The following is a 19,491-nucleotide window of genomic DNA, read 5'->3' as shown; positions in this document are numbered from 1 at the left end:
TAGCTTCATAGTTTATATTTTATATTATTTAGGTACTTAAAGTGCCTAAATATAAATTAAAATAAACTCTCACCTTGAGTTAGTTTATAAAATTGTGTAAATTGGTACTATGAGTACCGAAAAAAAATCAAAATTAAACTCACTGCTTAGCGCTCAACCTTCAGGGGTTGTATTGTCTTCTGCGTGGTTGGTAAATCAGGGCTATAGCCTTGATTTACAAAAGCGCTACAAGAAAAGCCAATGGTTTGATTCCATCGGCACGGGGGCGCTGATACGTCACAATGATAAAGTTGATTATCTGGGCGGCGTATATGCATTACAAACTCAGCTTGGTTTATCTGTGCATCCTGCGGCGAAAACGGCGCTGTCAATGCAGGGCAAGGCGCATTATTTAGAATTATCGACCAAGCGCGTGCAGTTTTTCGGCGGCAAAGATGAAAGCCTGCCTCTTTGGTTTAAAAGGCGCGATTGGGGTGTAAGTTTTGAGTACAAAGCTACGTCAATATTACCGCCCGATCTAGGCTTGGTGGACGTTGATCATAAGGGCTTTAAGATAAAGGTCTCCAGCCCTGCACGGGCAGTGATGGAATGCTTATATCTCGCCCCTAAGTATCAACCGCTTTTCGAAGTGTTTGAGCTGATGGAAGGGCTGAATAATTTACGGCCAGCGACCGTACAGAAGTTGCTAGAAACTTGCACTTCAGTAAAAGTAAAACGCTTGTTTTTGTATATGGCTGACAAAGCTGGACATGATTGGTTGAACTTTTTACAACTGGATAAGGTTGATTTAGGCTCAGGTAAACGCAGCATCGTAAGCGATGGCATTTACGTTTCCAAGTACCAGATAACTGTGCCAAAGGAGTTGGAAGCAGTTCATGAATGAAGCATATAAAAAACAGGTAAAGTTGCTTCTGGATGTGTTGCCAGAAGTTGCGAAGGAAGATTGCTTTGCCATGCATGGCGGCACGGCAATAAATCTTTTTGTCAGAGACATGCCCCGTCTATCCGTAGATATTGACCTGACTTATGTTCATATCGCTGAACGCGCGGAAACATTAGAAGGCATTAATGCCGCGCTTAGTCGTGTGCAGGAACGTATTCAAGGGCTTCGCTCAACTATACGTGTCCAGCACAAGGAAGCTATATGCAAACTACAGATTTCTGAAGCAGGCACACTTATAAAAATTGAGGTCAATACGGTTGGGCGCGGTTTGTTAGCTGACGCCAGTAAAGTCCAGCTTTGTGAAGCGGCACAAGAACAATTTGACGTTTTTAGTGCCATACACATAGTGCCACTGGCTCAGTTATATGGCGGTAAAATATGCGCAGCCTTGGATAGGCAGCATCCAAGAGATTTATTTGATGTAAAGCTGCTATTGGAAAACGAAGGGTTTACGGACGAGCTAAAACGGGGTGTTCTCTTTGGTCTAGTGAGTAGTAATCGACCAACCTATGAAATGCTTGCGCCTAACATGCTTGATCAACGTTTGGCCTTTGAAAGCCAGTTCGAAGGGATGAGCACTATTGCGTTTAGTTACGATGATTATGAAGCGACAAGGCTCACACTCATTGAAACGGTTAGGGCAAGCTTGAATGATCAGGATAAAGCGTTTTTAATTGGCTTTAATGGTTTAGAGCCTGACTGGTCAATTTATAATTTTCAGTCGTTCCCGTCTGTACAGTGGAGGCTTCTGAATTTAGATAAATTTAAAAAGGAAAACTCAGGTAGATACCAGCAGCAATTAGGTGCGTTAAAAAAGCTGCTTGAGAATTAATTTATAGGGCGCACGTCTTCTGGTCCAATCGCGCCCCTAATTTTTCATTGCTTTGATGGGAGGTTTTGCAGGCTGAAGTCTTTGGCAGACTATTGGAAATCAAAGCTTAGAGTAAACTTTATTTTTTTGTACAAATTATTGTACAAAATGGCATCAAAGATATATGGCTGATGCCAATTTTGTTAATGAAATCAACAAGCGAAGGACATTTGCTATCATTTCGCACCCCGACATTCAGCACTAAGACAAGTTAAGACAACAAAAGACACATTTTATAGTTAAATCAAAATGTTATAACGCGTCTTGGGTTGTCCTATTGACGATTAGAGTCAACAATTGTCATGCTGAGCCATCTGAAATGGGTGTAAATTCAGGTGGAAAATATAGCCTTTTAAGCGCTTTAAAAAAGTTTACACCCATTCCTTCAAAATTGAAGAATGGGAGAACAGCAAATGGCACTTACAGATGCTTGGCTAAAAGCAAACCTGAACAAGACTATAGTTAAAAAACTCATCAAATCAGACCGCGATGGTCTCAATATTCGCGTGTCCCCAAAGGGCAAAATGACCTATATGTTCCGTTACTATTACAACGGAATGCGTAAAGAAATTGATTTAGCCTCGTATCCACTATTCAGCCTCAAAGAAGCGAGGGAAGAAGTGACGCGTCTTCGTAAGTCTCTGGGGCAAGGCTATGATCCGAAAGTCATTAGACTGTTAGAAAGACAGGCAATCATTGCCGCAGAGTCACTTACAGCGCTATTTGACCTTTGGTATGAAGCTTATTGCGTTCATAACAAAAAAGGGCATTGGCTGACTATGCTAAAGAGCTGACTGAAGAAACCACGCAGATCCCAGAGCATTTAGCCTTTTATATTGACTATGAAAAGATGGGGCGTGATATGGAGCTGGGCGGCGATGTATTCACCATCGAAACGGGTTATCAGGAAGTGCATATTTTCTGGAACCATTAAACAGACGAGCTCTTACCCTTTCTTGTTGAAGGGGTGAGGGCTTACTTTTTGCAGCGCACTTTTGGGGCTCAGAGGCCTAATTCACTCATGCTTCGCTTGTCTCCGCTGTCGCCAAGCTGAGCCCCAAAAGTTTCAATCAGGCTTGTTATCGGTAATGACAACACCGATAGCAGTTTACATCTTCACCATTTTACGGCAAGTAGCACCGTAAAATGCTTATTTCATAAACCATTAGTCAATGTATATGTTTACTTGTGTTTTATTTTTGTATATATATATGTATACTTTTATGTCTTCTTGGTACACATTTTTATTGACAGGCAATTGCACTTGGTATATAAATATGTTGACTTAATTAACGTCATCGTAAACATAAAGGTTGACAATGAGTATAGAGAAGATAGTTGCTAAGCAATATCGAGATAAAGTTAACCAAGCTGTAAAACAGTTTGGTGATTTCTCTATGCATCCCCAAGAGGGATGGCTCAGAACCGTTAGAAATGCGCTTGGCATGTCTGGTACGCAATTGGCAAAACGGCTTGGCGTTACTAAATCCAGAGTGTCAAAAGCCGAGCAAGACGAGCCGTTAGGCAGTGTAACATTGAAGACAATGCAAAGCATGGCACAAGCCATGGATTGTAAGTTTGTGTATGCGGTCGTGCCAAATGAAGATGTAGAGGCAATCATCCAGCAACGTGCGAAGAAGAAAGCACGGTTGCAGGTAAAAGCAGCCTCTACTCATATGGCGCTTGAAGCGCAGTCTTTGAATAAAGAACAACTAGAATTTGAAATTGAACGAATTGCTGCGCAAATCATTGATAAGATGCCGTCAGATTTTTGGAATGATGAATGAGTGATGATAATTCCAAATTTGGGGATTACCCAGAAGGCGCGACGCCTCTAGATCCAGATGAGCTTGCAGGCCTTCGTTTTAAGCATGTTTCGACCACAGGTGAGCTTGACCAGCTTGAGCAAGCGGGTATCACAGACGGTATCAAATGGTTGGCCAAGCAGAAAAAGCCTGATGTATTATCACAAGCTTTTGTATGTGAACTACACAGAAAGTTATTTGGTAGCGTTTGGCTTTGGGCGGGTACGTTCCGCCGAACTGAAAAGAATATTGGTGTTGACCCGATTCAGGTGTCCATCCAGTTAAGGCAATTATTGGATGATGCAAAATATTGGATCAAACATGGAACCTATGAGCCCAAAGAATTGGCCGCAAGGTTTCATCATAAATTGGTCTATATCCATCCGTTTCCTAATGGTAACGGTCGTCATGCTCGCATAATGGCTGATGCGATATTAACTAAACTATTAAATGAGCCTGCCATTGATTGGGCGGGTAATTACAGGCTGGAAGCCATGAATGAACGCCGCAATGAATATATTGCAGCGCTTCGAGCCGCCGATGGGCATGAGTTCAGTCCATTACTGAAGTTTGTCGGCGCTTGATAAACCGCTGGAGCTTGATAAATAACTATCAACCTCCAGATCACAAGCCACCTTCTAGCAAGATTTAGAGGGTGTGTTAATAACGGGTGTAAATTTAGGTGTATATAAGGGTTTTTTGGGTATGAGCGATAGCAATTTTGTCAATGAAATCAACAAGCGAAGGACGTTTGCTATCATTTCGCACCCGGATGCGGGTAAAACCACTATCACCGAAAAATTATTATTGTTTGGTAATGCTTTACAACGAGCGGGCACGGTTAAGGGTAAAAAATCAGGGCAGCATGCTAAATCTGACTGGATGGAAATGGAGAAAGAGCGAGGGATCTCGGTAACTACTTCCGTTATGCAATTTCCCTATTCGGAATGTTTGGTTAACTTGTTAGATACCCCAGGTCACGAAGATTTCTCGGAAGATACCTACCGTACCTTGACTGCTGTTGATTCGTGTTTGATGGTTATCGACGCTGCAAAAGGTGTTGAAGCCCGTACCATTAAGTTAATGGAAGTTACGCGTCTGCGCGATACGCCTATTATCACTTTTATGAACAAGCTTGACCGGGATACCCGGGATCCCATCGACTTGATGGATGAAGTGGAAACCGTATTGAATATCAAGTGCGCACCTATTACCTGGCCTATTGGAATGGGCAAAGAGTTTAAAGGTGTGTATCACTTATTGCGAGACGAAGCAGTATTGTACCGAACGGGTCAAGGACACACTATCCAGGAAAGACGGGTGATCAAAGGTCTGCATAACCCTGAGTTGGATACCGCAATCGGTTATTACGCGGCGGAATTACGGGAAACCCTAGAATTAGTGCAGGGCGCCTCACATGAATTTAATCATGCTGAATTTATTGCAGGGGAGTTAACCCCGGTCTTTTTTGGTACTGCTATGGGGAACTTCGGGGTCGACCATATGTTGGATGGACTGGTTGAGTGGTCACCAGCGCCTCAGGGCCGTGAAACAGATATCCGCACAGTAAACGCCACGGAAGACAAGTTCAGTGGTTTTGTATTTAAAATTCAGGCCAATATGGATCCCAAACATCGGGACCGTATCGCGTTTTGTCGGGTGGTGTCTGGCAAATATGAAAAAGGCATGAAAATGCACCATAGTCGGATTGGCAAAGACGTGCGTATTTCCGACGCTTTAACCTTTTTTGCGGGGGATCGTGAGGTACTTGAAGAAGCTTATGCCGGAGATATCATCGGTTTACATAATCATGGTTCCATACAGATCGGCGATACCTTTACCGCGGGTGAAAAATTCCGTTTTGCCGGCATTCCTAATTTCGCTCCAGAATTATTCAAACGTATCCGGCTGCGGGATCCACTTAAACAAAAACAATTACTAAAAGGTCTGATCCAGTTGGCCGAAGAAGGTGCAGTGCAGGTATTCAGACCATTGCAAAATAACGATTTAATCGTTGGCGCAGTCGGCGTGTTGCAGTTCGAGGTGGTGGTCGCCAGACTTAAGGGCGAATATAATGTCGACGCCTTGTATGAGCATATTAATGTATCCACTGCCCGTTGGATTTATGCCAAAGATGATAAACAGTTAGAAAACTTTCGCCGTAAAGCCGAGGCTTATTTGGCTCTGGATGGTGGAGATAACCTCACCTATATAGCTCCGACTATGGTTAATTTGTCCCTCTCCCAAGAGCGTTACCCTGATATAGAATTCCACAAAACTCGAGAGCACTAGGCTTATCGGTATTGATGCAATGGCAAACAAAATATGAATTTACACAGCACATTACTAACAAGATTTAAAGCGGCTCTGGTTAAAATCGGCGCACCCGAAGACTCACCGACGCCCCTTAGCCGAAGTACTCGCCCCGAGTTTGGCGATTACCAGTTTAATGGGGCTATGGCCTTAGCCAAAACGCTCAAAAAAAAGCCTCGAGACATCGCCCAGTTGATTGTCGATGCGGTTGAATTGCACGATGTGGTCGAAAAGCTTGAAATAGCCGGACCAGGTTTCATTAATATCCATCTGAAAGGCCAGTGGCTAGCACAGCAGTTGTCAGCGGCCGTGACAGATGACAGGTTAAATATCCAGTGCGAACCATCCAAAACGGTTGTTGTGGATTACTCGTCGCCTAATTTAGCCAAAGAAATGCATGTGGGACACCTGCGCACCACCATTATAGGTGACGCTGTGGTCAAAGCCCTTGAATTTATGGGTCATAAGGTTATTCGCCAGAATCACATGGGAGACTGGGGCACGCAATTTGGTATGTTGCTGGCGCATTTGAATGACAAGCTGGCCAGTGAGCAAGTGGCTGAAACGGCCTTGTCGGATTTAGAAGATTTTTACCGTGCAGCCAAAGTTCGTTTTGATGAAGAAGAAGGTTTTGCACAGCGCGCCCGAGCTTATGTGGTTAAGCTACAAGGGGGGGATCCGCACTGTTTAGCCCTTTGGCAAAATTTTATCGATGTTTCCATCACCCACAGTGAAGAAGTCTATAACAAACTGAATGTGAGTTTGACCCGTGACGATATTATGGGGGAAAGTGCCTATAACCCTGATTTAGCCAAAGTTGTCAGCGAGCTACAGGCTAAAGGTCTGGCGGTAGAAAGCCAAGGTGCTCAGGTGGTATTTTTACCGGAACTAGCGGATAAAGAAGGTAACCCGGCTGTATATATAGTGCAAAAATCCGGGGGGGGCTATCTATACGCCACCACGGATTTAGCCGCCATCCGCCACCGCTGTAGTGAGTTACATGCGGATCGTACCCTTATATTGACCGATGCTCGCCAAGCACTGCACTTCAAACAAACTGAAATTGTCGCCCGTAAAGCTGGCTTTATTCACCCTCAGCAAAGCTATGAACATTGCCCATTTGGCATGATGCTGGGAAGTGACGGCAGGCCATTTAAAACTCGTACGGGCGGAACAGTCAAGTTGGTTGAACTGCTAGATGAAGCGGTCGAGCGTGCGCAAGTCTTGTTAAGTCAACGGGAAACCGATTTAAGCGCGGACGAACTAAAAGTGTTGGCTAATAAAATCGGCATAGGCGCAGTTAAATATGCTGATTTAAGTAAAAATCGTACGACAGACTATATGTTCAGCTGGGACAGTATGCTGAGTTTCGACGGCAACACCGCGCCTTACCTGCAGTACGCCTATACACGAGTAAAAAGTATTTTCCGCAAAGCTGGAGTTGAGGCGCAAACAATGAACGCGGCCGTGCAACTTGATGTGATGCAGGAAAAAGTACTGGCGGTGAAACTCCTGCAATACGTCGAAGCAATCAAACAGGTTACGGAAGAGGCAACCCCCCATACGTTGTGTACTTATCTCTATGAGCTGGCAAGTTTGTTTATGTCATTTTACGAGGCCTGTCCGATGTTAAAAGAAGGGATATCTGCAGAGGTGCGAGACAGTCGTTTGACACTTGCTGCCCTAACCGCTAAAACACTTCAATCTGGCTTAGCACTGTTAGGCATAGAAAGTATGGAAAAAATGTAAACCAGTAAAACAGCCGTTAATCACCCGTCTGATGGCGGGTGATGTGTTCTGGTCACCCTATTGTGTTTCAAAAAGCATCCGTCAAGGCGAGTAGCGTGACCCTATGCGTTGCGGCCCTCTGTCAATAACGGATAAAATCCGGTAAAATCCGCCGTCATTAAACCGTTATTACAATTTTAAGATTTATGTTTGAAATCAATCCTGTACAAAATACTATTGCCGATATAAAACAGCGTACCGCGTCGCTTCGGGGGTACCTTTGACTATGATCATAAAAGTGAACGCCTGGAAGAGGTTAATCGCGAGTTAGAAAACCCCCAGGTGTGGAATGATCCAGAGCGCGCTCAAGCGCTGGGTAAAGAAAAAGTGACCTTGGAACAGGTAGTCGATACCATCATACAGCTTGAAAAAGGCTGTCAGGATGTTGAAGAGCTGCTTGAACTGGCGGTGGAAGAACAAGATCAAGAAACTTTCGATGAAGTCCAGGGTGAGCTAGCTGAACTCGTCACCAAACTCGAAGCCCTAGAATTTAGACGCATGTTTAGCGGTCCTAATGATGCCAATGACGGTTACCTGGATATTCAGTCCGGCTCTGGTGGCACCGAAGCTCAGGATTGGGCCAACATGTTGCTACGCATGTATTTACGTTGGGGCGACGCCCATGGCTTTAAAACCGAGCTTATCGAAATCTCCGATGGAGACGTAGCCGGGATCAAAAGTGCCACCATCAGGTTTGCTGGCGAGTATGCTTTTGGCTGGTTACGCACCGAAACAGGTGTGCACCGATTAGTCCGTAAGTCACCCTTTGACTCAGGCAGCCGTCGTCATACGTCATTTGCTTCAGCTTTTGCTTATCCGGAAATTGACGACGATATCGAGATTGAAATTGATCCTTCGGATCTACGCATCGATACCTATCGCGCCTCAGGCGCAGGTGGCCAACACGTTAACCGCACAGATTCAGCGGTACGCATAACCCACGAGCCCACTAATATAGTGGTACAGTGCCAGAATGATCGCTCTCAGCACAAAAACAAAGCTCAGGCGATGAAGCAGCTCAAAGCCAAGCTTTACGAATACGAAATGCAAAAGCAGAACGAAGAAAAACAAAACCTGGAAGACAGTAAATCAGATATTGGCTGGGGCAGCCAGATACGCTCTTATGTACTGGATGACTCACGGATCAAAGATTTACGTACAGGTGTTGAAACCCGTAATACCCAAGCGGTGTTAGACGGTGATTTAGACAAATTTATTCAAGCCAGTTTAAAGTCTGGTTTGTAATTTTTATGATTCATTTTTACCCACAGGAAAGTCGATGACTGAACACCAACATGACGAAAATAAGCTCATTGCCGAGCGCCGAGCAAAACTTTCGCAAATTCGCCTAAATTGTAAATCAAACGGCTTTCCAAATAACTTCCGCCGGGAATTTTATAGTGCTGACTTGCAGGCTGAATTTGGTGACATTGACAAACCGCAGTTGGAAGAACTGGCTAAGGTAGTCAGTATTGCCGGGCGTATTTTGGCCAAACGTGGACCATTCCTGTTATTACAAGATATGTGCGGTCGTATTCAATCTTATGCGTCCAAAGACACCCAAAAAGATATTAAAGAGCGTTACGGCAGTCTTGATATTGGTGACATCATCGGCGTTAAAGGCGAGTTACATAAATCGGGAAAAGGGGACTTATATGTCAATATGACTGAGTACCAGCTTTTGACCAAGTCCTTGCGTCCATTGCCGGAGAAGTTTCACGGCCTGGCGGATCAAGAAACTAAATATCGTCAGCGTTATGTTGATTTGATCACCAATCAACATACCCGCGATACCTTTATGATCCGTAGCAAAATTGTCAGTGGTATTCGTAATTTTTTAACCGAACGCAACTACATGGAAGTGGAAACCCCCATGTTGCAGGTTATTCCAGGTGGTGCAACGGCTAAACCCTTTAGTACCCATCACAATGCGCTGGATATCGATATGTATCTGCGCATCGCCCCTGAGCTTTACCTCAAGCGCTTAGTGGTCGGCGGTTTTGAGCGGGTATTTGAAATCAATCGCAATTTCAGAAATGAAGGGCTATCCACCAGGCATAATCCTGAATTTACTATGCTTGAATTCTACCAAGCCTATGCTGATTATCATGACTTGATGAATCTCACTGAAGAGATGTTACGTACCGTTGCCCAAGACGTATTAGGAACTATGGTCATAACCAACACGGTTAAAGACACTGAAGGTAATGTATTGGAAGAAAAATCTTATGATTTTGCCCAACCTTTCCTGCGCCTCACCATGAGCGATGCGATCATCAAATACTGGCCAGAAGCTAATGTGGCTGCAATTGAGGATCCGGTAAATCATCTAGATGAGCTAAAAGTCATGGCTAAACAGTTACATATTAAAGAGCCTGTTGTGGACGGTATCTGGGGGGCGGGTAAATACCTATGCGAGATATTTGAAGCCACGGCTGAGGAGCAACTGGACCAACCAACCTTTATTACCGCTTATCCATGGGAAGTGTCACCTTTAGCCCGACGCAATGACGACAACAGCTTTGTCACGGACCGATTTGAATTTTTTGTGGGTGGCCGTGAACTGGCCAATGGTTTTTCAGAGTTAAATGATGCAGAAGACCAAGAGGCCCGTTTCCGCAAACAGGTGCAAGAGAAAGATGCAGGTGACGATGAAGCCATGCATTTTGATGATGATTACATTCGCGCATTGGAATATGGTTTACCGCCAACGGCAGGGGAAGGTATTGGCATTGATCGTTTAGTGATGCTCTTTACTGACAGCCCAACGATTAAAGATGTGATCTTGTTCCCGCATATGAAACCTGAAGCCTCAGTGGAATAACAGCTCGTCAGATAGTATGTTTGCAAGGGCGCTTAATAGCGCCCTTTTTGCTCTTAGTCTCCTGGTTAAGGGACGAATTGAAGTTAACTGCCTGATCGGTAATGCGCTTCCCGTTGGAGTATGGCGTTCTGTAACCGAGAGTGGTTGGGGGTATGGATGCCTAATTTTTGTCCTTGACGTACCAGGTAACCATTGATGAAGTTTATTTCGGTTTTTCGTGCATGCAAAATGTCTTGAAACATAGAGGAATAGTTGTTGGCACTACTTTTTATGACCTGGTTTACGGTTTTAATCAGATCTATGGGGGTGACGGGATAACCGCTCGTTTGCATAACCTTGGCGGTTTCGGCGCAAAGGTCCGCAATTATCACTTTATATGCGGGTTGGGCCAGTTGACCATTTTTTATCTGGTGCAAGGCAGTAAGCGGATTGATCACCGCATTTATGGCCAGCTTATGCCACAGTGGGGCATTAATATCCGGGTGCCAAGTACAAGGGGCCAGCAAATCATCCAGTAATGACACAATGGCGTGTGAGCCTGCAATCTCCGGCTGCTTAACGTATCCGCAATGCGTCGTACCTATACCGGTTTCGTGCACCTGAGTCATGTCTGGCTTATATGCCGCGTGGCTGGTAGTGGCGGCGATTAAGGGAATGTGGGGTAATAGCGCTTGCGCTTCATCTAACACACCCATGCCATTGTGCACTAATACCAAAGTTTGCCTTGGGGTTAAGGTGTCCGCCATTTGCAATAAGGCAGGGATCACCTGATAGGCCTTTACCGGCAAGATCACCAGATCGAATAGTTTAACTTGAGAAACATCGGCACTATGAATAGGGATAGTAAACTGCTGCCTGTTGATATCAGTGGCCGACAATAGAAAAGGTTTTCTATCCCGGGTTAGCAAACTAAAGGGCTGATGCAATTTATGACATTTCAAGGCTAATAAATTACCTATGGCCCCATTGCCTAAAATTCCAATTTTCATGTCAGCAATTTCTGGCGGCAGCAATTCGCTTAATGACCGGCCAGTTTAACAACCAGGGGGACAGGTATTGTTGCAATGCCAGATTAAATTGTTCGGTTTGAAAGTATTCCCCGAGGTTGGGGACGGACTGGACGCAAATTGGTTGACCTTCATATTCAAAGCGTAAGCTGTAGGCATGCAAGTACGTGCGATCTGTGGACTGACCTTTATATAAGGTGTCGCCCAATATAGGACTGCCTAAACTTTTAAGCATGACCCGTAACTGGTGCGTTTTGCCCGTAAGGGGTTTGAGTAAGAATAGACGGATCCCCGCAGCCACACTTGTGCTAAAAAACTGCGTAACAGCTGGAGATCTTCCTGTAGTGGCAAGCGCCCATTTCCCATCTCTAATCTTTTTCATGCAGCCACTGACACTGCCTTGTTTTTTCTTGGGTTTTTGCGCGCTTAGGGCAATATAGAATTTTTCGATATGACGGGCTTCAAAAAGTTTGCCCAATCTTGACGCCGCCTCTGCCGATCTGGCCAAAATTAATAAGCCGGAAGTGACTTTATCTAACCGGTGTACCAGCCATAATTTATCAAGTTGTAGCTGTCGGCATAAAACTACTAGAATTCCAACACTTTGCTCTTCGTCCTGCACGGCTATGCCAGGTGGCTTATCGATAATAATAAAGTCCTGATGTTCATATACCAGTGCAATGTGGCTGTCCGGATTATTCAAACAGACTGATCGCTGTTTGATAATCTAAATCGTCAATGGCTGTGCGCAAAACTTGCTGTTGTTCGGGTGTTAAGCCACAACCTTTAACAAAATCTTCTAATTTATTGGCGGTAATAAATTCATTGCGTTTAAGCGCTGTCAACAAATCTTGTCTGGTTTGGGTGCAAAAATTGGCCTCTGTCGCCACAGCTGGCTCCTGCAATTGGTTCGCAGCGCTATATTCACTGATACTGGCGATAGTGTTGCTGATAACTTGCAGGTAATTGGTTGGATCCGCAAGCGCTGGGGGCTGGTCTTTTAATTCAGATTCAAACTCCCGACTGGCCTGGTGTAATGCATGCATGCCCAGATTACCGCTAACTCCCTTGATGGTATGAATTTCCTGTTTTGCGGAATCCAAATCTGAAGCATTTAATTGTTTTTTCAGTTCCACTGCAAATGTGGCGTATTGATCAGTAAATTTTTTGAGCATTTTAAGTAACAAAGGTTGGTTACCACTAAACTGCTGTAATGCGAATTCTGCGTCAAAAATAATTGGCTCTTGGTACATTAATCAGGCTCCTTAAAGGAAGATAGGTTGCTCCCCTGTCTACTCGACCAAAGCAAACGCCAAAGAAAGGGTAACTGGGTGACTTTTTGTTAAGCGAAAGGGTAGACTATTAGGCTACAACAAATCAATGGACAAGTCTTAAGTGTTAATAAAATTCCTTACTCTATCAGCTATAGCTAGTGTGTTGCTGGGGTGCCAGCCGACGCCAACCTCCAGTGAAGAGGTGGCAACATTATTGCCAGTTGGAATGACTTTTGTCTCGTCCAATCATCCTAAAGAGGATGAAATTACAATTCCTTACAAAAAGTACCAGCTCGCCAATGGGCTTACGGTGGTTTTGCATGAAGATCATTCAGATCCATTGATCCACGTGGATGTCACTTACCATGTTGGCTCGGCTAGAGAAGCTTTGGGTAAGTCGGGGTTTGCCCACTTCTTTGAACATATGATGTTCCAAGGGTCGCAAAATGTGGCAGATGAGCAACATATTAAAATGATTACCGAAGCGGGTGGCCAGATGAATGGCACTACCAACTCGGATCGCACCAATTATTATGAAACTGTGCCCGCCAACCAGTTGCAAAAAGTGCTGTGGCTTGAAGCTGATCGAATGGGATTTTTGCTTGGCACAGTCACCCAGGAGAAATTCGAAGTACAACGTGAGACGGTCAAAAACGAACGTGGTCAAAGTTATGATAATCAACCTTACGGACTGCGTAGCGAGCGTAATTCACAAGCATTGTATCCACTTGGACATCCATACTCCTGGTCAACCATAGGCTATGTGGAGGACCTGGATAGGGTGAATGTGGAAGATTTGAAAGCATTTTTCAGCCGTTGGTACGGCCCAAACAATGCAGTGTTAACTATAGGTGGTGACATCAAACCTGAGCAGGTTTTGAAGTGGGTGCAGCAGTATTTTTCACCTATACCAGCAGGTCCAGAAGTCAAAAATGCACCTAAGACATTAGTTAATTTGGATGAAACTCGTTTTGTCACCCTGGAAGATGAAGTACATCTACCCCTGCTGCAAGTGACTTATCCAACGGTTTATGTGCGCCACGCAGATGAAGCACCACTGGATGTGTTATCCAATATATTAGGCAGTGGAAAAACCTCTCTATTTTACAAAAATTTAGTTAAAGACGGCTATGCGGTGCAGGCACTTGTCTCTCATCCTTGTCAGGAACTTGCCTGTGAATTTCAATTGATTGCCCTGGCAAATCCTACCAATAGTGCTAATTTGGCAGACATCTACGGGCGTTTTGAACAGACCCTGGTCGAGTTTGAGCAGCGTGGCGTCAATCAGGACGATTTGGATCGAACTAAAGCCAGTATTGAATCCTCGACTATTTTTGGCTTACAGGGGGTCTCTGGTAAGGTCACGACCTTAGCAGCCAATCAGATTTTTGATGACGAGCCGGATATGGTGCAATATGATCTGGACCGCTACAACGCGGTCACAGCAGATGACGTAATGCGCGTTTATGTACAATATATAAAAAACAAACCGAAAGTGGTATTAAGTATCGTGCCCAAGGGGCAAGATTCGTTAGCCGCTAAGAAGGCAAATTTTACTCCTCCCCCCAGGGTATTTGATCCTCAAGCAACTGCGCCTTCAAGCGTAGTTAAAGAGCAAATAATCGACAATTTTGATCGCAGTGTTTCCCCTATTGCTGGTCCGTTGCCTGTGGTGCAGGTGCCGGATTTTGAACAAAAAACTTACGCCAATGGCTTGACCATAATGAGTCATCAAACTACTGAAACACCCACAGTAACCATCAGCTTTAATATGGAAGGTGGGCCGTTACTTGATCCCCTGGAAAAAGCCGGTTTGGCCTCCATCACAGCACAGATGATGAACGAAACAGCAACTGGATTGGGCAATGAAGAAATGGCTAATCAGTTGGCATTACTGGGCAGTAGTATTCGTTTCGAAGCAAATGGCAGATATACCACAGCACGTGTCAGCAGCCTTAGCAAAAATCTGCATAAAACCTTGACGCTGTTTAATAAAAAGCTGTTTTCCCCAGCCTTTCTGGAGGGGGACTTCCAACGTTTGCATCAAAGGGTGGCCCAGTCGTTACAGCAACAAGTTAAAAACCCTAGCGAATTAGCAAGCCGGGCAGTAAGTAAATTACTGTTTGGTGCCAATAATCGCGTCAGTTTGCCGGATTCTGGCACCTTGAAAACGTTAGGAAACATAACGCTGGACGACGTCAAAGGGTATTATCGGGAGTACTACTCTCCACAAAAGGCAAATTTGGTCGTGGTGGGAGACCTGTCAGCCCAAAAGGTCGAGCAAGCATTTGCTTTTTTAACCGATTGGCAAGGCAAAACGTATTCGATCCCTGGCTATGCGGAATTTCCGAATTTTGACCAGCCGAAAGTTTATTTAGTTGATAAGCCTGGGGCTAAACAAGCCGTAGTGCGTATTATTGAGCCTGCATTACCCTACGACGCAACCGGGGAGCAATTTCGTAGCAAATTAATGAATTTTGCCTTAGGAGGTATGTTTAACAGCCGGATTAACCTCAATCTGCGGGAAGATAAAGGTTATACCTATGGTGCTTCCAGTAATTTTGTGGGTGGTAAAACTTTGGGTTGGTTCCAAGCTGAAGCGGACCTAAAGGCCGGAAATGCTGCTGATGGTATTAAGGAGATAATTAACGAAATCGAAGGTTATCGCCAAAACGGTATGACGCAACAGGAGTTGTTACTCATGCGTAATGCTTATACCCAAGGTGATGCACTGGCTTATGAAACACCCTCCAGTAAAGCTGAGTTTCTGCACCACCTGTTAACTTATAATTTAGATAAGACTTATAGCGAAAAACAAAATAAGATTATTAACAGTATCACCACTGACGAGCTTAATACCTTGGCTGCAAAACTGTTGCACCAAGAGCAGATGCAAATTGTGGTGGTGGGAGACAAAGACGTTATCCGCCCCCAGCTGAAAACCCTGGGGCGTGAAATAGTAGACTTATCAGTCGAATATTAATATGAGTGCGCTCGGCTGTCGACACTCGCCGGACAGGAGCGATTACCGTCCGGCATGGATGAATATCCTTGAAAAAACCTTAATGCTCCCCATTTAGAGTGGGTTGCTGACTACTTTGGAATTTATTTTGCAAGCATTACAACTAGACTTTACCCAGCGCCTGGCTGTTTTAGCCACCAGTGATGTCGCTTCGACTCTCAAAGGTATCCGCCATGGCATAGAGCGCGAAGCATTGCGAATTCAACCAAATGGTAGTTTGGCGCAAACACCGCATAATAATAAACTGGGCGCGGCCTTGACCCATGAATATATAACGACTGATTTCTCCGAATCCTTATTAGAGTTTATTACCCCACCGGAAACTGACCCTGATAAAACCCTGGGACAACTCAGGGATGTACATAAATTCACCCTGGAAAACATTGGTGATGAGAGGCTTTGGCCTATGAGTATGCCCTGTTATATCAATAATGAAGAGCAAATTCCCATCGCCCAATTTGGCCAATCTAATGCCGGTCGCATGAAGAGTTTGTATCGCACCGGTCTAAAAAATCGCTACGGTAGTATGATGCAAGCTATCGCAGGTGTGCACTTTAACTTTTCTTTACCTGACGAGTTTTGGCAGGCGTGGCTACCTCAATCAGAAGGGGCCCAAGTCAATAAAGACACGATATCCGCCGCCTATTTTGGGTTGATCAGAAATTACCGTCGGTTCTGTTGGTTAATACCTTACCTCTATGGTGCTTCACCAGCATTGTGCCAGTCATTTATTGCCGGGAAAGTGAGCACTTTACCCTTTAAAAAGCTGGGGAAAGGCACGCTATATTTGCCTTATGCAACTTCGCTAAGAATGAGTGATCTGGGCTATACTAACAGTGCCCAATCAGGATTAGGTATATGTTACAACGAGGTCGACAGTTATATTGAATCATTGCGTGGCGCGATAAATACCCCCTCTCACGCATTTCAAAAATTTGAAGGCAAAAAAGACGGACATTATCAGCAACTTAATAGCAATGTATTACAAATCGAGAACGAACTATATTCGCCAATCAGACCTAAACAGCCAACTCGTCCCCTGGAAAAGCCAACTGATGCCCTGAACGAACGTGGCGTCAACTATATTGAGGTCAGGGCACTTGATGTGAACCCATTTAGTGATATAGGTATAGAGCGTAATCAGTTTTTCTTTTTAGATGTGTTTTTGCTTTACTGCCTGGTGACGCCCAGCGAATTTATGACGCCCGAAAGTTTTCAGGAGACGGAAGATAACCTCAAAGCGGTAGTCAATCATGGACGAGATCCGGCTCTGACATTAAGTGCCTCAAGAGAGACTAAACCGATGGTGAAGTGGGCGCAGGAGATATTTAGTGGATTACGTGAAATTGCCCAGGTTTTGGACAAAAATTCCGCTACTCCTGAATTTACGCTGGCGGTTGAACAAGAGTGGCAGAAAATAGTCGATCCGGCGCTGACGCCATCGGCAAAAATTTTGGCCATGTTGTTAGATAACCAAAAAGACAATGGTGTACTCGGGATTGAACTGGCGGAGCAGTATAAACTAGGATTGGCCCAGTCAGATTATCAGTACATCGATGGGCCTATGTTAGAGCAACAAGCCAAAGAATCCCTAGCAAAACAAGCTGAAATCGAGCAAGGAGATACTATTAGTTTCGATGATTTTTTGGCTGACTATTTTGCGTACGACTTGGCAGTTAGCCTGGAGAGTTGACAAAAAAAAGCCCAACACAGGTTGGGCTTTAAAGACTTACTTGGGACACACACATAAACAAAACACACACCAAATCAGACTGGTAGATAAGCGGTAAGTTCACCTTCCTATAAAATAAAATACAATTTTTTGTTAATTAATTTATCTGCCAGGTAAAGTCTTCCCCAAACACCACTGCCGAGTCCCTAGCCCTTTCAGATCAGATCAATTTGGGTAAAAAAAAGCCCAACACAGGTTGGGCTTTAAAGACTTACTTGGGACACACACATAAACAAAACACACACCAAATCAGACTGGTAGATAAGCGGTAAGTTCACCTTCCTATAAAATAAAATACAATTTTTTGTTAATTAATTTATCTGCCAGGTAAAGTCTTCCCCAAACACCACTGCCGAGTCCCTAGCCCTTTCAGATCAGATCAATTTGGGTAAAAAAAAGCCCAACACAGGTTGGGCTATAAAGACTTACTTGGGACACACATGAACTAAACACACACCAAATCAGACTGATAGATAAGCGGTAAGTTCACCTTCCTATAAAATAAAATACAATTTTTTGTTAATTAATTTATCTGCCAGGTAAAGTCTTCCCCAAACACTATTGCTGAATGTTTGGCCTTTCAGGTGAGATAAATCTAGGCAAAAAAAAGCCCAACACAGGTTGGGCTATAAAAACTTACTTGGAACACACATGAACTAAACACACACCAAATCAGACTGACAGATAAGCGGTAAGTTCACCGTCCTACAAAATAAAATACAATTTTTTGTTAATTAATTTATCTGCCAGGTAAAGTCTTCCCCAAACACTATTGCTGAATGTTTGGCCTTTTAGGTGAGATAACTTTGGGCAAAAAAAAAGCCCAACACAGGTTGGGCTATAAAAACTTACTTGGAACACACATGAACTAAACACACACCAAATCAGACTGACAGATAAGCGGTAAGTTCATTTTAAAGAATAAAAAAGAGTCGGACTTTTTAATATTTTTATTTTGGTTTATACATACGACTTCTATTGTGCTCAACACGCAATAAACAACCTCCGTTTAATATGATGAGCCGATCTAGGTTATCTTAGCGCGAGTTTCGCGAATTAACGCATATAACTAGAACCGATTTCGTCACAATGCAATAATGCCTCAGTGGGCAGGGATAAACTGTGAGGTTTTCACCCAAAAAAAAGCCCAACAAAAGCTGGGCTGACAATGTCAATTTGGGAAAACACACATAACTAAAACACACAATAATTCAGAGTGACAAATGATACAGAAGTTCATTTTCAAAAAACATTATATCAAAACTAGTTTTACAGTATTGGTGCTGGCATTTTCAACTATTAGCTGTACTGCAACACCTCCGAAAAATATTAGTAATATATGTGAGATTTTTTTTGAAAAACGGGATTGGTACGATGACGCTGAAGATATGGCTGACAAATGGGGAGTACCCATTCATGTGCCTATGGCGATGATGTATCAAGAAAGCTCCTTCAGGGCGGATGCTATCCCACCAAAAGATTATGTGTTCTTTGGATTGATCCCTTGGGGCCGGGTAAGTAGTGCTTACGGTTATTCTCAGGCCAAGACGCCAACCTGGTCAGATTATATGCGAGAAACGGATAACGACTGGGCGGATCGTGAAGACTTTGATGATGCCATGGACTTTATGGGCTGGTTTATTTATAAAACCCATAAAATAAATAAGGTATCCAAGTGGGATGCTGAAGCGCAATATCTTAACTATCACGAAGGCTGGGGCGGATATAAACGAAAATCATTTCGCAAAAAAAGGTGGTTGGGAGCGGTAGCAAAAAAAGTTAAAGCTAGATCATTACGTTATGCCACGCAATTAAAAGGTTGCCAAGAAGAACTGCGAGAAGGTTGGTTTTGGCGAATGTTCACTTGAAGGCTAAACAGCCCTGGGGTGTAGTCTTCAAGTGCAAAAAAACT

General features: G+C 44.0%; 16 protein-coding genes. 13 read left to right on the top strand and 3 right to left on the bottom strand.

Going from position 1 to position 19,491, the window contains the following annotated elements; genetic code table 11:
- Positions 1 to 109: 109 nt before the first annotated feature.
- From AC3RV5_RS15665 to lysS, 10 genes are all read left to right on the top strand, one after another.
- Positions 110 to 883 (top strand): type IV toxin-antitoxin system AbiEi family antitoxin, encoded by a 774-nt coding sequence (locus tag AC3RV5_RS15665; protein WP_489728540.1) that lies wholly within the window; start codon positions 110 to 112, stop codon positions 881 to 883.
- On the top strand, positions 876 to 1,775 hold the full coding sequence (locus tag AC3RV5_RS15660) for a nucleotidyl transferase AbiEii/AbiGii toxin family protein (RefSeq protein ID WP_489728539.1): 900 nt from the start codon (positions 876 to 878) through the stop codon (positions 1,773 to 1,775). Before AC3RV5_RS15665 ends, AC3RV5_RS15660 begins: the two co-directional genes overlap by 8 nt.
- A gap of 452 nt (positions 1,776 to 2,227) precedes the next feature.
- Positions 2,228 to 2,608: an Arm DNA-binding domain-containing protein gene (locus tag AC3RV5_RS15655; RefSeq protein ID WP_489728538.1), complete on the top strand. Its 381-nt coding sequence runs from the start codon at positions 2,228 to 2,230 to the stop codon at positions 2,606 to 2,608.
- Positions 2,584 to 2,748 carry an antirestriction protein ArdA gene (locus tag AC3RV5_RS15650; protein ID WP_489728537.1) on the top strand — a complete coding sequence of 55 codons (165 nt, stop codon included), beginning with the start codon at positions 2,584 to 2,586 and terminating at the stop codon, positions 2,746 to 2,748. Before AC3RV5_RS15655 ends, AC3RV5_RS15650 begins: the two co-directional genes overlap by 25 nt.
- A gap of 385 nt (positions 2,749 to 3,133) precedes the next feature.
- On the top strand, positions 3,134 to 3,601 hold the full coding sequence (locus tag AC3RV5_RS15645) for a mobile mystery protein A (RefSeq protein ID WP_489728536.1): 468 nt from the start codon (positions 3,134 to 3,136) through the stop codon (positions 3,599 to 3,601).
- Positions 3,598 to 4,203: a mobile mystery protein B gene (locus tag AC3RV5_RS15640; RefSeq protein ID WP_489728535.1), complete on the top strand. Its 606-nt coding sequence runs from the start codon at positions 3,598 to 3,600 to the stop codon at positions 4,201 to 4,203. Before AC3RV5_RS15645 ends, AC3RV5_RS15640 begins: the two co-directional genes overlap by 4 nt.
- Positions 4,204 to 4,324: 121 nt before the next feature.
- Positions 4,325 to 5,911, top strand: a complete 1,587-nt coding sequence (gene prfC / locus AC3RV5_RS15635) for a peptide chain release factor 3 (protein WP_489728534.1) — start codon at positions 4,325 to 4,327, stop codon at positions 5,909 to 5,911.
- 33 nt (positions 5,912 to 5,944) lie between these two features.
- A complete protein-coding gene (gene argS, locus AC3RV5_RS15630) occupies positions 5,945 to 7,681 on the top strand; it encodes an arginine--tRNA ligase (protein WP_489728533.1) in 1,737 nt (578 codons plus the stop codon).
- 185 nt (positions 7,682 to 7,866) lie between these two features.
- Positions 7,867 to 8,965, top strand: a protein-coding gene (prfB, locus tag AC3RV5_RS15625; RefSeq protein WP_489728532.1) for a peptide chain release factor 2 whose coding sequence is annotated in 2 segments (ribosomal slippage) — positions 7,867 to 7,941 and positions 7,943 to 8,965 — 1,098 coding nt in all. Because the reading frame shifts where the segments join, the coding sequence is not laid out codon by codon here.
- Positions 8,966 to 8,999: 34 nt separating this feature from the next.
- Positions 9,000 to 10,544, top strand: a complete 1,545-nt coding sequence (gene lysS / locus AC3RV5_RS15620) for a lysine--tRNA ligase (protein ID WP_489728531.1) — start codon at positions 9,000 to 9,002, stop codon at positions 10,542 to 10,544.
- 83 nt (positions 10,545 to 10,627) lie between these two features.
- On the opposite strand, the gene AC3RV5_RS15615 is transcribed toward lysS, so the two are convergent.
- From AC3RV5_RS15615 to AC3RV5_RS15605, 3 genes are read right to left on the bottom strand one after another with little or no spacing between them, the layout of a single operon-like run.
- Entirely contained in the window at positions 10,628 to 11,533 is a 906-nt protein-coding gene (locus AC3RV5_RS15615) for a ketopantoate reductase family protein (protein WP_489728530.1), read from the bottom strand.
- 1 nt (position 11,534) lies between these two features.
- Positions 11,535 to 12,254, bottom strand: a complete 720-nt coding sequence (locus AC3RV5_RS15610; protein WP_489728529.1) for a TIGR01621 family pseudouridine synthase — start codon at positions 12,252 to 12,254, stop codon at positions 11,535 to 11,537.
- Positions 12,247 to 12,804 (bottom strand): Hpt domain-containing protein, encoded by a 558-nt coding sequence (locus AC3RV5_RS15605; RefSeq protein WP_489728528.1) that lies wholly within the window; start codon positions 12,802 to 12,804, stop codon positions 12,247 to 12,249. Before AC3RV5_RS15605 ends, AC3RV5_RS15610 begins: the two co-directional genes overlap by 8 nt.
- 247 nt (positions 12,805 to 13,051) lie before the next feature.
- On the opposite strand from AC3RV5_RS15605, the gene AC3RV5_RS15600 reads away from it, so the two are divergent.
- The 3 genes from AC3RV5_RS15600 to AC3RV5_RS15590 all read left to right on the top strand — a co-directional run bounded on the left by AC3RV5_RS15600 (position 13,052) and on the right by AC3RV5_RS15590 (position 19,447).
- On the top strand, positions 13,052 to 15,808 hold the full coding sequence (locus AC3RV5_RS15600) for a M16 family metallopeptidase (RefSeq protein ID WP_489732180.1): 2,757 nt from the start codon (positions 13,052 to 13,054) through the stop codon (positions 15,806 to 15,808).
- A gap of 127 nt (positions 15,809 to 15,935) precedes the next feature.
- On the top strand, positions 15,936 to 17,540 hold the full coding sequence (gene gshA, locus AC3RV5_RS15595) for a glutamate--cysteine ligase (protein WP_489728527.1): 1,605 nt from the start codon (positions 15,936 to 15,938) through the stop codon (positions 17,538 to 17,540).
- A gap of 1,262 nt (positions 17,541 to 18,802) precedes the next feature.
- The gene (locus AC3RV5_RS15590) at positions 18,803 to 19,447 is read left to right on the top strand and encodes a transglycosylase SLT domain-containing protein (RefSeq protein ID WP_489728526.1); all 645 of its coding nucleotides are present in this window, start codon (positions 18,803 to 18,805) and stop codon (positions 19,445 to 19,447) included.
- The last annotated feature ends 44 nt before the right edge of the window (positions 19,448 to 19,491 follow it).

The sequence above is a fragment of the Paraglaciecola sp. IT1134 genome (assembly GCF_058068185.1).
The sequence above is the reverse complement of the archived record's forward strand: the minus strand, read 5'-3'. Positions and strand labels throughout refer to the sequence as shown.

What these genes read in the sequence shown, in the direction of transcription:
- lysS (WP_489728531.1), top strand. Translation starts at nt 9,000, where the DNA reads ATGACTGAACACCAACATGACGAAAATAAGCTCATTGCCGAGCGCCGA.
- AC3RV5_RS15665 (WP_489728540.1), top strand. Translation starts at nt 110, where the DNA reads ATGAGTACCGAAAAAAAATCAAAATTAAACTCACTGCTTAGCGCTCAA.
- AC3RV5_RS15605 (WP_489728528.1), bottom strand. Translation starts at nt 12,804, where the DNA reads ATGTACCAAGAGCCAATTATTTTTGACGCAGAATTCGCATTACAGCAG.
- AC3RV5_RS15615 (WP_489728530.1), bottom strand. Translation starts at nt 11,533, where the DNA reads ATGAAAATTGGAATTTTAGGCAATGGGGCCATAGGTAATTTATTAGCC.
- argS (WP_489728533.1), top strand. Translation starts at nt 5,945, where the DNA reads ATGAATTTACACAGCACATTACTAACAAGATTTAAAGCGGCTCTGGTT.
- AC3RV5_RS15660 (WP_489728539.1), top strand. Translation starts at nt 876, where the DNA reads ATGAATGAAGCATATAAAAAACAGGTAAAGTTGCTTCTGGATGTGTTG.
- AC3RV5_RS15640 (WP_489728535.1), top strand. Translation starts at nt 3,598, where the DNA reads ATGAGTGATGATAATTCCAAATTTGGGGATTACCCAGAAGGCGCGACG.
- AC3RV5_RS15645 (WP_489728536.1), top strand. Translation starts at nt 3,134, where the DNA reads ATGAGTATAGAGAAGATAGTTGCTAAGCAATATCGAGATAAAGTTAAC.
- AC3RV5_RS15655 (WP_489728538.1), top strand. Translation starts at nt 2,228, where the DNA reads ATGGCACTTACAGATGCTTGGCTAAAAGCAAACCTGAACAAGACTATA.
- AC3RV5_RS15590 (WP_489728526.1), top strand. Translation starts at nt 18,803, where the DNA reads ATGATACAGAAGTTCATTTTCAAAAAACATTATATCAAAACTAGTTTT.
- prfC (WP_489728534.1), top strand. Translation starts at nt 4,325, where the DNA reads ATGAGCGATAGCAATTTTGTCAATGAAATCAACAAGCGAAGGACGTTT.
- AC3RV5_RS15600 (WP_489732180.1), top strand. Translation starts at nt 13,052, where the DNA reads ATGACTTTTGTCTCGTCCAATCATCCTAAAGAGGATGAAATTACAATT.